Origin of the sequence: Paraburkholderia atlantica (assembly GCF_009362785.1) — a bacterium.
In the GTDB taxonomy this organism is placed as follows: domain Bacteria; phylum Pseudomonadota; class Gammaproteobacteria; order Burkholderiales; family Burkholderiaceae; genus Paraburkholderia; species Paraburkholderia atlantica.
On the sequence record NZ_WHNQ01000006.1, the window covers coordinates 28,621 to 43,049 of the forward strand.

The following is a 14,429-nucleotide window of genomic DNA, read 5'->3' on the forward strand; positions in this document are numbered from 1 at the left end:
CTCAGCCCTGTGCCCGACCGGAGGACGGCACGAAACGCAGCCAGAGCCGATAAAGCGCGGCGCGCAACTCGCTCGAGCCGCGCAGCGACATGCCGAAGTTCGCTGCGCTCAACGCGAGCGCAGCGACGATCGCCAGCAGCAGCGCGTTGATCGAGTCCGCGAGCGCGAGCGCGACGAGCAGAAACGTCAGATGCGCGAGCATGTTGCGCACGATCGTCCACGCATGCAGCCGTGAGAATGCGAGCAATACCGAGTAATCGAACAGCGCCTTCAACACGACGACGACCGCCGCGCCCATGATGCCGAACCAGTGGATGCCGCACCACAACGCGCCGGTGAAGAACGGCAACTGAAGCCAGCTGACGCTCGCTACTGCGGCGGGATGGGTCTGCGCCTGCAACAGGCTGCCGAGGATGCTCGACTGGCCGCTCAGCCACACGCCGACGATCAGCACGCTCGCGACCGGCGCCGAGGCGGCGAGCTGCGGTCCGAGCCACAACAGCAGGAACGGCTTCAAGGCGAACAGCGCGATGATCACGCACGGCGTAAAAGCGCCATTGAGAAACGCGAGCGCGTGGTGCGCGAGCGCATCCGCATCCTCGCGCGACGCTGCCGACAGACGCGGAAACAACGTGCGCACCATCGCGAGCGGCAGCAGGTTCAATCGATTGATCAGGTTTTGCGGCGTCGCGTAGTAGGTGACGAAGCGCGCGCCGAGCAGTCCGCCGACGAACACGCGGTCGAGCGTCGAGGCAATCATGTTGGCGCCGGAAAACATCAGCAGCCAGCGGCCGTAGCGGAACAGTCCGATCATCAGCCGCCATTGCGGCATCCGCATCCGGCGAATGCCGAGCGCGCGAATGGCGGCCACGCCGAGCATCAGGCCGGCGATGAAGCGCGCGATCACCGCGGCCGGAATCACGAACGCCAGCGACGGCGAAAAGCAGAAGATCGCCGCGATCGGCAGCAGCTGGAACATCGCGGTGCCGAGCATCTGGTTGATGTTGTAGCTCGCGAAGCATTCGACGCCGGTAATCGCGCCCGCGAAGACCCACGTGACGTTCGCGATCGGCACCGCGACCGCGATCCACGGCAGACTCGCCATCACTTCACGCTGGAACGCCGGCTCGATTTTTCCGCCGTAGGTGAGGTAGACGATGGTGCCCGCATAAATCAGCGCACCGCCGATGATGCCGGTGCCGAGATTCATGAACCACGCGCTCCAGAAGATCGGTTCGATCGAATCGTCGTTGGCCGCGCGCGCCTTGGCGATCTGGTTTTCCGTCGCGAGACTGGTGCCCAGATCGAGGACGCTGAAGTAGCCGATCAGCGTCCACACCAGATTGATCACCCCATAACGCTCGGCGCCCAGCAGATGGATGTAGGCGGGCACGGTCACGAGGGAAACGAAGGTCGGCGCGATGGCTCCGGCAAAGTTGATGAAGATGTTCCTGACGATGCTTCGTTCCATGGTCCATTGTCCGGCCGGTGACGGGCGAACCTATCGTATGACTTGCGCGTCGGCGCCGTCGCAGGTCTTGCATCTTGCCCCCAGGCGCCGCGTGACTGTGTGGGTGGCCGTACAGATGGCCGCGATCGGGAGGGAGTTAAATGGCAAAGGTCATACGTAGCGTGGTGGTTGGCCACGAGCCTTGGCGTCGCGTGCCCGGGCGCGGCCGCACCTTCTCCATCACCTGATGTTCGCGGCACGCTGCACGGAGCCGCCGGCATTCAATACAGCGCATCAGCGACGCGATCAGCCGCGTTTCAGTCCATGCGCGGGGCATGCTGCACTGCACAGCATGCTCATCGACACACGAGCCCAGCTCGATTCGGAGCCCAAACCAGTGTGGCGGGACGCACATATGGGCGACAGCACCTTTGTTGTAATCACATCAAAAGGAAGAAAACGTAAGGAGCGGACTGTGAGACCCATCGTCTTCGACGGCAACTTCGGCTGGTTGCATTCAGCCCACGGCCCGGATGGCGTTGTGATGTGTTCCCCGTTTGGCTACGACACGCTGTGCACGTATCGCGGCATGCGCCGGCTCGCCGAGCGCCTCGCCGCCCGCGGCATGCCGGTGCTGCGCTTCGACTACCCGGCAACCGGCGATTCGGCCGGCGATCCGACCGACGCCGGCCTGTGGCGCGCGTGGATCGACAGCGTCAAACAGGCGGTCGCGCAGCTGCGCTCGGCGACCGGCGTCGAGCGGGTCAGCTTGTGCGGTCTGCGTCTTGGCGGCATGCTGGCCGCGCTTGCCGCGCAGGAACTCGGTGACGTGCACGGTCTCGTGCTGATGTCGCCGGTGCTGTCGGGCAAGACCTATCAGCGCGAATTGCGCGCGCATTACCGGCAATGGCTGAACGATCCGGCCGCGATGGATTGCGTGGTCGAGCCCGATACCGACGAGTTCGTCGAAGCGTACGGCTTCCGCATGTATCGCGACACGCTGGAAAGCCTGCACGCGGCGGATCTGTATCGCGCGACGAGCCGGCCGGCCGCGCGCGTGCTGCTGCTCGATTCACTGAACCCGGTGCGCACCGGTGCGCTCGCCGCGCATTACAAGGAACATGGCGTCGAGCTCGAGCGTCACCCGTTCGACGAATACAGCCGCTTCATGATGGAGCCGCTCGAAAGCGAAATGCCGCACGCCGCGTTCGAGACCATCGAGAACTGGCTCCTCGCGGGCAGCACGCGAACAACCCACGCGGTGGCGCGCGTGCCCGAGCGAGGCGAAGAGCCGGCGGGCGGCCACTATGTCGCGCCGAGGCTGCACGAGACGCCGGTGTGGCTGAACGGCGGCAAGGTGTTCGGTATCTACTGCCGGCCCGACGGCGCCGCGGCGGCGCACGCCCCGGCGGTGCTGCTGCTCAATACCGGCGCGGTGTCGCGCATCGGCAACGGACGTTTCGGCGTCCATTTCGCGCGGCGGCTCGCCCGCCAGGGGATCGCTTCGCTGCGCATCGACGTCGGCGGTGTCGGCGACAGCATGCCGTCGTGCGACACGCTGAGCCTCGACGCGCTGTACTCGCAGTCGAGCGCCGCTGACGCCGCATGCGCGTCGCGCTGGCTCGTCGCTCGCGGTCACGCGGGAGCGATGCCGGTCGGCATCTGCTCGGGCGCCTACACCGGCCTGCATGCGGCGACGCGCGAACCCGCGGTGGTGGGCGCGGTGATCGTCAACGTGCAGAAGTTCAGATGGCATAACGTCTGCGACGAACACGGCAAGCCGATGATCCCGGTGTCCGCGTTCGGTTCGACGCGCAACTACATGCGCTCGATGAAGCAGCCGGGCAAATGGCTGCGCGTGCTCAAGGGCGAGACGGGCGGCTGGGGCCTCGTGCGCGAGCTGGTGGTACGCCAGCTCGCGAAGGCCGGCGAAACGCTGGCCGACCGGATCGAGCGGCTGTGCGGCCTCGAACTCGGCGCGCGTGACGAGCGGCATCTGTTCGCCAACCTCGATGCGCGGGGCGTCGACACGCACCTGGTGTTCGGTGTGCTCGACGAAGGCGTCGAGGAGCTCGAGCGCTACTTCGGCGTGCGCGGCAGGCGGCTCGCGCGCTTCACGCGCATTCACGTGGCCTTCTGCAAACACACCGATCACGCGATCCTGTCGTCGGTGGCGCAGGAAAACATCATGTCCTACGTCGAGAACGTCTATCGCGGCGGCTTCACGAAGCTGCGTCGGCCCGACAGCGCGGCGCTCGACGGCGAATTGCACAGGCAGCACCCCGAACACGATGAGCATCGCGGCGCGGGAGCGTTGCGTCCGTTCGGAGAAGCATAGGGAGACGCGCGGAAGGAGGGGGCGCGCGCGTACGACCAGAAACGATTGCGACCACGAGGCACTTGCTGGCGTCATGCCCGCCGGTGAACAGGAGTTGGATTCGGGAGGATCGCAAATGAACCGAATAGCAGAGCCAGGTAGTCCGCTCGCGCCGCACACTCGAGCCGCCGCCGCGCTTCACGAACTGACCGTGCAACCGGTGATTCTCGTGGGCGACTCCGGGACGAGGGCGTGGCCGCTGTCGCGCGAACGCAACCCGAAGCAGCCGGTCGGTCTGATGAACGACCAGTCGCTGCTCGAAGCGACGGCGCGTTGGCTCGACGATGCATTCGACTCGGCCGCGCACGACGCGGCCCGCGCCACGCCGCCCGCCGCGCCACTGGTGGTCTGCCGCGAGGAACTGCGGCTGTCGGCGTTCGAGCGCGTCCGGCAATCCCCCAAGCCTGCGCGCATGCTGCTCGAACCGATGGCGCGCAACACCGCCCCGGCGCTGACTGTCGCCGCGCTCGCCGCGCGCGCGTCGGCCGTGGCCGGCGACGATCCGATCCTGGTCGCGCTGCCCGCCGCTCCTCTGATCGCGGATCACGCTGCATTCGGCGCGGCGCTCAACGAGGCGCTCGCGCATGCTTCGCGCGGTGCGATCGTCGCGTTCGGGGTGCTGCCGCAGCACGCTGCGACCGGCTACAGCTATATCCGCACCGACGCGCCCCTGGGCAACCGGGGCGCGCGGACGATCGAGCGCTTCGTCGAGAGGCCCGATTCCGAGCTGGCCGAGCGCTACTTCGCGTCGGGCGAGTACTGGTGGAACAGTGGCATGTTCGTGGTGCGCGCGTCGGTATGGCTCGACGCGATCGGCTTGTGCCGTCCGCTGATCGCGGCGGCCTGCAAGGACGCATTCGCGGGCGCGAGCATCGACGATGCCGGCGCGCTGTGTCTCGCGCCCGCCGCGTTCGCCGCGTGTCCGTCCGATTCGGTCGACCATGCGGTGATGGAGCGCATCGGCACCGACGCGCGCCTTCTCGGCGTGACGGTGCCGCTCGACGCGGGCAAGAAGATCGTCGGACAGCTGAAGACGCAGCAGCTCGGCGCGGCCGACGAGCATCGCAAGGTGGCGCGGCCGTGGGGCCTTTTCGATTCGCTCGAACAGGGCGAGCGCTATCAGGTGAAGCGCATCGTCGTGAAGCCGGGCGAATGCCTGTCGTTGCAAAGGCATCAGCATCGCGCCGAGCACTGGGTCGTGGTGCGCGGTACTGCGCTCGTCACGCGCGGCGCCGAGCGCTTCGCGCTGTCGGAGAATCAGTCGACCTTCATTCCGCTCGGCGTCACGCATGGGCTCGAAAATCCCGGCAAGACGCCGCTGGAAATCATCGAAGTGCATTCGGGCGGCTATCTCGGCGGAGACGACATCGTGCGCTTCGGCGAGCAGTACGGCCGCGAGCAGGGGAGCGCCGATGCGCGTGCATGCAGCTCGAACCGATAAGCCAGCCGATGAAGCGCGGTCGCCGTCATTCGACGAGCGGCGCTTTCGTCGCGCGCTCGGGCGCTTCGCAACGGGCGTGGTGGTGATCTCGACCGGCAGCGGCGACAGCCTTCACGCGATGACCGCCAACGCGTTCATGTCGGGGTCGCTGAAGCCGCCGCTGATCCTCGTGTCGGTCGGGCATCGGGCGCGGATGCATGCACGGCTGATGGATGCCGACCTGTTCGGCGTCAGCGTGCTGTCGGAGGCGCAGGAGTCGCACAGCCGCCATTTCGCGGGCGAGGCGCAAAGCCGCTTGGCGCCGCCTTGCGCACCGCGCTTCGCGGCGGTCGACGGCCTTGCCGGCGTCGTGTTGCTCGAGCACGCGGCCGCGCGCTTCGCCGCGCGCGTGGTGGACCGCCATCCGTGCGGCGACCACACGCTGTTCGTCGGCGAGGTGCTGGTGTTCTCGCTCGACGAGCACGCGCCGCTGCTGTTCTTCGGCGGCCGCTATGCGTCGGTGGCGGCGAGCGCGTCGAACGAAGATTCGGCGTGATGCGTGTGCCACGGCAGGTTCGTTCGTCGGAGCACGCAATCGACGGACCACGTCCGTGAAATTCAGACAATTTCATCACGCCAACGTGCGAATGCGCACTAATCAAACCTGACAACGCAGGCACGCTTTGACGAGCGAGCTTTGAGCCTGGCGGAACAGATAGCGTTACACGAACGAAACAAATCTTCAGAGGGATAACCCTGTCAGGAAGTGTCCCAACTGGCGCATCCGTTTCGAAGCTAGCAACGTATCGGAAAACGATCCTATTTGCATAACAGATACGTACGGGCCCTTCATCAACAGGCCACGCGGGGTCAACACCGCTTCGGGGATATGTCATGGAACACGCAAACAAGGATCGCTCGCTGGTGAGCAAGGTGATGGACGGGCTCGTCAGCGGCATCGTCGAGGAAAAATACGGCGCGATTCTGCCGCCGCAGGATGTGCTGTCGAAGGAATTCGACGTGAGCCGCACCGTAATGCGCGAGGCGCTATCGATGCTGCTCGCGCGCGACATGCTCGACGTGCGGCCGAAGATCGGCACGCGCATCCGACCCATGAGCGACTGGCGCATGATCGACGAGGACGTCGTCAACTGGCGTTTTCGCGCGAAGCCCGATCCGATGTTTCTGCGTGACGTGATCGAGTTTCGCATCCTGATCGAACCGCGCGCATCGGCGCAGGCGGCCGCGCGCGGCAGTGCCGCGGACGTCGCGGCGATTCGCGAGGCTTTCGAGGCGTTTCGCGTGATCCCTCCGGGCGAGCCCGGCTATCAGGAAGCCGACGAGCTGTTCCACACGCGTATCGTGATCGCGAGCGGCAATCAGTTCTTTAAGCAGATGGCGGCGATCATTCGCGGCGCGCTGTCGACCGTTACCCCGATCGTGCACGACAGGTCCGGGGTATGGGAGGGCGCGATCGCGTCGCATCAGCGCGTCGTCGAGGCGATCGAGCGGCGCGATCCGAAGGAGGCCGAGCTCGCCTCCCTCGCGATGATCGATTACTCGGCCGAGGAGGTCGGCGGCCGGTTTTCCGCGGAGCCGCCGGCGCGGGTTTGAGTCTCGGTGTTAGCCTGGATGCGTGAGCTGGATGTGTGAGCGCCTGGCCGCGGCAGCGGCGGGGCGGATGCCGAAGGTCGGTGCGCGACGGTGATGCCGCATGGTTCGTATTGGCCGCATACGCCGCATTCTCAAACGGCATCGGCGACAATAGCGGCTGTTCCGAACCGCATGGACCCTTGCACACACGATGACAGACACGACAGCGGCACCGCACGCAGCCACCGCCCAGCCGACCGATCGGGCAGCTCAGGACACCACTCCATCGCGCGAGATCCGCTGGGGGATCGTCGGCACTGGCCGGATTGCGCGCCGCTTCGCGCAAGGTCTCGCCTTCGTGCCGCGCGCACGCCTCGCCGCGCTGTGGTCGCGTCGCGTGGGACCCGCCCAGGCATTTGCCGATGAATTCGGCGGTACCGTCTACGACAGTTTCGACACGCTGCTCGCGAGCGGCATCGACGCGCTCTATATCGCGACGCTGCAGGACAGCCACGCCGACTATGCTATCGCCGCGTTGCAAGCCGGGCTGCATGTGCTGTGCGAGAAACCCGCGTGTATCAATCGTGCGCAGCTCGAGCGCGTGCTCGAGACCGCGCGCGCTTCGCAACGGCTCTTCATGGAAGCGATGAAACCGCCGTTCTATCCGCTCTACGGAAGATTGCGCGAGCACCTCGCGGCCGACCCGATCGGCGACATCGGTCTCGTGCGCGCGGGCTGCTCGGTGCCGGGCGTGCCGGCCGATCATCCGTCGCTGTCGTTCGAGCATGCGGGCGGCGCGCTGCTCGATATCGGCATCTACGAGATGTTTCTCGCGGTCGACTGGCTCGGCGCGCCACGCGACGTGCAGACCTTCGGCCGGCTTGGCGCGACCGGCGTCGACACGTTCGCGAGTCTGAACAGCCAGCACGAGCGCGGCGGCATCGCGCAGCTATTCTGCGGGCTCGATCTGCATGGCAAGGGCGATGCGCTGCTGATGGCCAAAGGCGGCCACGTGACGCTGCACGAGCCGTGGTGGAACCCGTCGCGCGCGACCATCCGGTATGCGGACGGCCGTGTCGTCGAACTCGACGAGCCGTTCGAAGGCGGTGGTTTGAACTACGAGACCGCGCACTTTTGCGCGCTGATCCGCGCGGGTGCGCTGGAGAGTCCGCTGATGCCGCACGACATGTCGCGACAGATGATCGCGATGGCCGACGCGGCGCGCACGGCGTTGGGGCTCAAGTTCGCGGGGGAATGAGCCGCTGCGGTGAACGAAAAGGCGTGGGTGGCGCTCAGTGCCGCGTCGGCAGCGACAAACGCCGCTCGTACCAGCGCTGCGCCCACTCGAGCACCTGGCACAGCACCCAGTACACGGCCGCGGCCGCCAGATAAAGCGGCAGCGGCTGATAGGTCGACGCGATCATTTCCTGCGCGCTGCGCAGCAACTCGGTCACCGTGATCACGGACACGAGCGAGGTGTCCTTGATCAGGCTGATCAGGCTGTTCGACAGACTCGGCACCGCGATGCGCAGTGCCTGCGGCGCGATCACATAGCGCAGCGTCTGACGCCGCGACAGCCCGAGGCTGTACGAGGCGAGCCACTGCCCCTGGTGGATGCCCAGAATCGCGCCGCGCATGCTCTCGGACAGATAGGCGGCAACGTTCGCCGATAGCGCGATCACGCCGGCCGGCGTCGGTTCGAGCGAAATGCCGAAGCTCGGCAGCCCGTAGTAAATCACGAAGATCTGCACCAGCAGCGGGGTGCCGCGCATCACGCTCACATAAACGCGTGCAATCCAGTTCAGCGGCCGGCTGTGGCTGATCCCCATCAGTGCGAGCATGGCGCCGCCGATCAAGCCGAAGATCATCGACAGGATCGCGAACTTGATCGTCAGCAAGGCGCCTTGTGCGAGTACCGGCAGCGATTCGAGCAGCAGGGATGTGATGGACATGGGTAGTGTTCTTATTGACGCACAAAGCGCACATCATAAACTTTGGCGCGCGTTAAGGCGCGGGTCGCGCGATGCGGCTTGGGGTATACGCGACGCGCGGTCCGGGGTCCAAGGCCTCGCGCGGGCCGCAAAAACGCGAAGGGCGGCATCGATCACGATGCCGCCCTTCGTTCGCCTGCAAGCGTGTTACTTGATCGGCTTGCTGACGTCGATGCCGAACCACTTGTCCGAGATCTTCGTGAAGGTGCCGTCCGCTTCGAGCTGGGTCATCGCTTCGTCGATCGCCTGCGCGAATTTCGGGTTGCCCTTTTTGAACGGAATGCCCGACGGGTTGCCGGTACCGACGTTCGCGCCGGTGCGCAGCGGCAGGTTCGAGTTCTTCAGCAGGTACGCGAGCATCAGACGGTCGTTCAACGCCGCGTCGAGCCGGCCGGCGGCCAGGTCACGCAGATATTCGGGCGCGCCCGGATAGGTCTTCACGTCGATGCCGGGCACCGACTTCGCCATGTCCATGTAGTTCGTGCCGAGACCGACGCCGAGCTTCTTGCCCTTCAGGTCTTCGAGCGACGTGAACTGGCGCGTGTCGTCCTTGCGCTGGATCAGTTGCGCGGCCGAGTACGTGTACGCCGGCGAGAAGTCGAGGGTCTGCTTGCGCGCGTCGGTGATGCCCACCTGGTTGACGATCACATCGAACTTGCCTGCCTGCAGACCGGCGATGATGCCGCTCCATTCGGTCGTGACGAACACCGGCTTCACGCCGAGCTTGGCCGCCACGGCCTTGGCGATGTCGACGTCATAGCCGACCAGCTCGCCCGACGGCGCTTTCGAGTTGAACGGCGGGAAGGTGCCTTCGAGACCGACGCGCAGCGTGCCGCGCTGCTTGACCTGGTCGAGCAGGTCTTCCGCGTGCGCGGCGACGGCGCTCAACGATGCGCCGATCAGCGCGGTGGCGAGGAGTTTCTTCAGCAGGCCAAATTTCATCGTGTTCCTTTGTACGTCTGACGTTTTGACGGTCGAGAGCATAGCAAACGCGACTATCGCAACCTAAATATCGTTTGTTTATGTCTATATGCGCTGTCGGCGCGGATGCTTAGCGCAACGCCTGCGCGCATTCGGCGACGAGCGCCGGACCGCGGTAGATGAAACCAGTATAAAGCTGCACCAGCGAGGCCCCGGCCGCGAGCTTCGCGCGCGCATCGTCGCCCGAGAAGATCCCGCCGACGCCGATGATCGGCACCGCCTCGCCGACTTCGGCGCGCAGCTTGCGGATCACCTCGTTCGACGCGTCGAACACCGGCTTGCCCGACAGGCCGCCGGCTTCGTCGGCATGCGGCATGCCGGTGACGGCAGCGCGCGACAGCGTCGTGTTGGTCGCGATCACGCCTTCGAATTGATGGCGCAGCAAGGTGTCGGCGATCGACTTGATCTGCTCGTCGTCGAGGTCGGGCGCGATCTTCAGCGCGAGCGGCACGAGCTTGCCGTGCATGTCGGCGAGTCGTTGCTGCTTGTCCTTCAGCGCGGCGAGCAGCGCGTCGAGTTCGTCGGCGCCTTGCAACTGGCGCAGGTTCTTCGTATTCGGCGACGAGATGTTGACCGTCACGTAGCTCGCGAACGGGTACACGCGCTCGAGGCAGTACAGGTAGTCTTCGGCGGCGCGCTCGATCGGCGTGTCGGCGTTCTTGCCGATGTTCAGGCCGAGAATGCCGCGATAGCGCGCGGCCTGGACGTTCTTCACGAACTGGTCGACGCCGGCGTTGTTGAAGCCCATCCGGTTGATCACCGCGTTCGCTTGCGGCAGCCGGAACATGCGCGGGCGCGGATTGCCCGGCTGCGCGCGCGGCGTCACGGTGCCCACTTCGATGAAGCCGAAGCCGAGCGCGGCCAGACCGTCGATGCACGCGCCGTCTTTGTCGAGTCCGGCCGCGAGTCCGACCGGATTGCGGAACGTGAGGCCCATCACGGTGCGGGGTGAATCCGGCACGCGCGCGGCGAGCGCGCCCGCGAGGCCGGTGCGGCCGGCGGCGCCGAGCATGCGCAAAGTCAGATGGTGAGCGTCTTCCGCGTCCATGCGAAAGAGTTGGGCGCGAACGAGCGGATAAAGGGAACTGAACACGAGATGAAGCCGGGCGGCCGGAAAATGGGAACCCGCTATTTTACCGGCTTTGGGCTCTGATGAGACTGATGGGGCGTTGCGGGGAGAGCAGCACCCGGCGACGACTCGACGGACGGTGCCTCGACTTACGGCCTGAGCGGCCCGCGTCGCCCGTGCATCGCCAGATCGACCGGCGGCAGGTCGATGCTGGCCGGATCGAGCACGCGCCACTCGCCGTCGATCAAGCCTTCGAGCGGCCGGAAATTCGCCTTGTACGCCATTTTCGGGCTTTCGCGAATCCAGTAGCCGAGATACACGTACGGCAGGTTCAGGCTGCGCGCCTGCTCGATCTGCCAGAAGATGTTGTAGGTGCCGAAGCTCGCATGCGGCAGGCTCGGCTCGAAGAACGTGTACACCGACGACAACCCGTCGCCGAGGATATCGATCATGCTGATCATGCGCAGCGCGCCCTGCGCATCGGGGCGCGGATCAGGCCGCCCATCGGGCCGCAGCGGCGCCGGCTCGCGAAACTCGACGAGCCGCGAGTTGATCCGGCTTTGCAGCAGGAACTGCTCGTACTGGTCGCGGCTGTCGCGATCCATGCCGCCGCCTGCGTGGCGCGCCGACTGATAGCGCATATACAGCGCGTAATGCTCTTCGTCGTAATGCAGCGGCGCGACGGTTGCGATCAGGTCGCCGTGCTTTCTCCATACACGCCGCTGCGTGCGGTTCGGCTGAAAACGCTCGACCGGCACGCGCACCGGCACGCACGCGCGGCAGCCGTCGCAATACGGGCGGTACGTGAATACGCCCGAACGCCGGAAGCCCGCTTTGACGAGATCCGTGTAGACGTCCGAATTGATCAGGTGACTGGGTGTGGCGACCTGCGAGCGCGCGATGCGGCCGTCCAGGTAACTGCAGGGATAGGGCGCCGTTGCATAAAATTGCAGCGCGGAAAGCGGCGAAAGAGGCAGCTCGTTGGGATGAGTCACGTTGGCAGCTCTCGAAGCGTCTCTGGTAATGCAAACCCGGCGCGCCTGGCGGTTGATGCCGCGATTCGATGGGCGGCGGACCCGGATTCGGCCTGATTTTTCCTACGCCGCGCGCGCGAGGATTTCGAGCAGGGCGGTCTTGTCGAAGCGCCACGGAATGGCCGGTGCGCCGACAGACGCGCGAACATGCGCGACGAACGCCTTGCGCGCTATCTCGCGGCCGCCGAGCGACGCCAGATGCGACGTGTTCTGCTGGCAGTCTATCATTTCTATTTCGTGACGTCGCAAGTGGCCGACCAGCGCGGCCAGCGCCATTTTCGAGCCGTCGGTGACGTCGGTATACATCGATTCGCCGAAGAACATCCGGCCGAGCGACACGCCATACAGGCCCGCCACGCGCTTGCCATCGAACCAGGTTTCGATGCTGTGCGCGTCGCCGAGGCGATGCAACGACGAATAGGCTTCGACGACGTCGGCGGTAATCCACGTGCCGCGCTGGCCGCGGCGCGGCGCCTGCGCGCAGGCGCGCATCACGGCGGCGAAATCCTGATCGACACGGATTTCCCACGCGTCATCGCGCAACATCCGCTTGAGCGTCTTGCGCAGCGACGGCGACAGCTTGAATTCGGCGGGGCGCAGGATCATCCGCGGATCGGGGCTCCACCACAACACCGGCTGACCGTCCGAGTACCACGGGAAAATGCCGCGCCGATAAGCGTCGATCAGGCGCGACGGCAGCAGATCGCCGCTTGCCGCGAGCAGACCGGGCGCGCCGCTCGCGGCGCCGAGCGCGCGCTCGACGGGCGGAAACGGATCGTCAGCTCCGAGCCAGGGAACCATGCGCGCCGCTCAACCTTCGCGCAGGGAGCGGAAGATATCGCCGGTATGCAGGCCGAAACTGCCGGCCGCGCGGTCGGCGAAAAAAAAGCGCAGCGTCTGGCCGACGGTCGGAAACGCGATCTCGTCCCACGGAATCTCGTGCTCCTCGAACAACTTCACTTCGAGGCTTTCCTCGCCGGCGGCGATGTCGAGATCGAGCAGCCGCGCCATGTAGAACAGATGCACCTGATGCACGTGTGGAACGTTCAGCAGCGAAAACAGGTTCTGCACCTCGACGCGCGCGCCGGCTTCCTCTAGCGTTTCGCGCAAGGCGGCTTCGGCCGTCGTTTCTCCCATTTCCATGAAGCCGGCGGGCAGTGTCCAGTAACCGTAGCGCGGCTCGATCGCGCGACGGCACAGCAGCACCTTGTCGTCCCACACGGGAACGGTGCCGACCACGTTACGGGGATTCTGATAATGCACCGTGCCGCAACTGCTGCATACGAAGCGCTCGCGATTGTCGCCCGGCGGAATGCTCAGACTGACGCCGTGGCCGCAGACAGAACAGAATTTCATTGGAAAGGGGACGAGAAAGGGTGATAGGAGTTTATCACCGGGGCGCGCGATTACTGAGGGGCCGGCACGGGCTGCGCGATGGGAGGTTCGGTGCGGCGAGTGCCTTCGCGTCTGACATTGGTTGACAGTCGATTTTCGGATGCGCTGATAGCATCAGTCGTGATGGTTGCGATGGAGGCTCCCGCGTCCACCACAGTCATCTTTTCTCTCTTGTACATTGCCTCGTAGTTTGGCGCGTCATTCAGTGACGCGCTTTTTTTTTTCGCCTGAGGTTAGGCGGTCAAGAGAATCGTGAGGTCATGGCCACCAAAACAAAAAAGGGTTACACGCCAATGCGTTGTAACCCTTCAATGATTTCGTTCTGGTTGCGGGGGTAGGATTTGAACCTACGACCTTCGGGTTATGAGCCCGACGAGCTGCCAGACTGCTCCACCCCGCGTCCGTCGAAGAAAAGATTATAGACCAGCCAGACAGCCAGCGCAATAGCCATGTAAGGATTGGCTTCATTGCGCTTCGCGGCGCCGCGACGTCGCCTATCGGAAGGGCCCCGGAAAGTCGCGCGCGGACGCTGCGCTAGAATTCAGATTCTCCACGCGGCTCGCCGAATCTTCACGACGGCGACCCCTTCGACTCTGATCCTCCGACCCGTTCTGAATCCCATGGATATCGCTCACGATCTGCAGGTCATCGCCCTTCAGGAAAAGACCCTCGTGTTTCCCCGCTTCGATGCCGACCGCGCGTGGCAAGTCGGCGCGTACCTGCACGAGGTCGCGAAAGCGCGCGGCATTGCCGCCGCGATCGACGTGCGCACGTTCGGCCAGCCGCTGTTCTTCAGCCTGCTCGACGGCGCGACGCCCGACAACGTCGATTGGGTGCGCCGCAAGAGCAACACCGTCGCGCAATTTCGCCGTAGCTCGTACGCGATCGGTCTGAAAATGCAGCTCGCGGGTGCGACGCTCGCCGACAAGCACGGTCTGCCGGCCACCGAGTACGCATCGCACGGCGGCGCATTCCCGCTGACGGTGGAAGGCGCGGGCGTGATCGGTTCGATCACGGTGTCCGGTCTGCCGCAGCGCGCCGATCATGAACTGGTGGTCGAAGCGCTGTGCGCGCATCTGGGTCACGACTACGGCAAGCTCGCGCTCGCGAAAAGCTGAC

The 14,429-nt window shown here is 65.4% G+C and carries 13 protein-coding genes and 1 tRNA gene; 6 read left to right on the plus strand and 8 right to left on the minus strand.

Annotated elements, in window-relative coordinates:
• Position 1: 1 nt before the first annotated feature.
• Positions 2-1,471: an oligosaccharide flippase family protein gene (locus tag GCT19_RS10785; RefSeq protein WP_152851896.1), complete on the minus strand. Its 1,470-nt coding sequence runs from the start codon at positions 1,469-1,471 to the stop codon at positions 2-4.
• A 454-nt stretch (positions 1,472-1,925) separates the two neighbouring features.
• Here GCT19_RS10785 and GCT19_RS10790 point away from each other — a divergent pair, with 454 nt between their 5' ends.
• From GCT19_RS10790 to GCT19_RS10810, 5 genes are all read left to right on the plus strand, one after another.
• Positions 1,926-3,788: an alpha/beta fold hydrolase gene (locus GCT19_RS10790; RefSeq protein ID WP_321576784.1), complete on the plus strand. Its 1,863-nt coding sequence runs from the start codon at positions 1,926-1,928 to the stop codon at positions 3,786-3,788.
• 115 nt (positions 3,789-3,903) lie between these two features.
• Positions 3,904-5,268, plus strand: a complete 1,365-nt coding sequence (locus GCT19_RS10795) for a sugar phosphate nucleotidyltransferase (protein ID WP_152851900.1) — start codon at positions 3,904-3,906, stop codon at positions 5,266-5,268.
• Positions 5,240-5,803: a flavin reductase family protein gene (locus GCT19_RS10800; protein ID WP_152851901.1), complete on the plus strand. Its 564-nt coding sequence runs from the start codon at positions 5,240-5,242 to the stop codon at positions 5,801-5,803. The genes GCT19_RS10795 and GCT19_RS10800 overlap by 29 nt, the downstream gene beginning before the upstream one ends.
• 338 nt (positions 5,804-6,141) lie before the next feature.
• Positions 6,142-6,861 (plus strand): FadR/GntR family transcriptional regulator, encoded by a 720-nt coding sequence (locus tag GCT19_RS10805; protein ID WP_013089259.1) that lies wholly within the window; start codon positions 6,142-6,144, stop codon positions 6,859-6,861.
• A 190-nt stretch (positions 6,862-7,051) separates the two neighbouring features.
• Positions 7,052-8,098 carry a Gfo/Idh/MocA family protein gene (locus tag GCT19_RS10810; protein WP_018432140.1) on the plus strand — a complete coding sequence of 349 codons (1,047 nt, stop codon included), beginning with the start codon at positions 7,052-7,054 and terminating at the stop codon, positions 8,096-8,098.
• Between the two features lie 34 nt (positions 8,099-8,132).
• On the opposite strand, the gene GCT19_RS10815 is transcribed toward GCT19_RS10810, so the two are convergent.
• The 7 genes from GCT19_RS10815 to GCT19_RS10845 all read right to left on the minus strand — a co-directional run bounded on the left by GCT19_RS10815 (position 8,133) and on the right by GCT19_RS10845 (position 13,710).
• Complete coding sequence (locus GCT19_RS10815) at positions 8,133-8,792, minus strand: amino acid ABC transporter permease (protein WP_013089261.1); 660 nt, start codon at positions 8,790-8,792, stop codon at positions 8,133-8,135.
• A 186-nt stretch (positions 8,793-8,978) separates the two neighbouring features.
• Positions 8,979-9,773, minus strand: a complete 795-nt coding sequence (locus tag GCT19_RS10820; RefSeq protein WP_013089262.1) for a cystine ABC transporter substrate-binding protein — start codon at positions 9,771-9,773, stop codon at positions 8,979-8,981.
• Positions 9,774-9,882: 109 nt separating this feature from the next.
• Positions 9,883-10,905, minus strand: coding sequence for a quinone-dependent dihydroorotate dehydrogenase (locus GCT19_RS10825; protein ID WP_026228034.1), 1,023 nt, complete (start codon positions 10,903-10,905; stop codon positions 9,883-9,885).
• 125 nt (positions 10,906-11,030) lie between these two features.
• The gene (locus GCT19_RS10830) at positions 11,031-11,876 is read right to left on the minus strand and encodes an arginyltransferase (protein WP_018432138.1); all 846 of its coding nucleotides are present in this window, start codon (positions 11,874-11,876) and stop codon (positions 11,031-11,033) included.
• A 102-nt stretch (positions 11,877-11,978) separates the two neighbouring features.
• Complete coding sequence (gene aat, locus GCT19_RS10835) at positions 11,979-12,716, minus strand: leucyl/phenylalanyl-tRNA--protein transferase (protein ID WP_018432137.1); 738 nt, start codon at positions 12,714-12,716, stop codon at positions 11,979-11,981.
• A gap of 9 nt (positions 12,717-12,725) precedes the next feature.
• On the minus strand, positions 12,726-13,271 hold the full coding sequence (locus GCT19_RS10840) for an NUDIX hydrolase (RefSeq protein ID WP_152851903.1): 546 nt from the start codon (positions 13,269-13,271) through the stop codon (positions 12,726-12,728).
• A 362-nt stretch (positions 13,272-13,633) separates the two neighbouring features.
• Positions 13,634-13,710 (minus strand) — tRNA-Met (locus GCT19_RS10845).
• 220 nt (positions 13,711-13,930) lie between these two features.
• Between GCT19_RS10845 and GCT19_RS10850 the strand changes: the two genes are divergently transcribed.
• The gene (locus GCT19_RS10850; RefSeq protein ID WP_018432135.1) at positions 13,931-14,428 is read left to right on the plus strand and encodes a heme-degrading domain-containing protein; all 498 of its coding nucleotides are present in this window, start codon (positions 13,931-13,933) and stop codon (positions 14,426-14,428) included.
• Position 14,429: the final 1 nt, after the last annotated feature.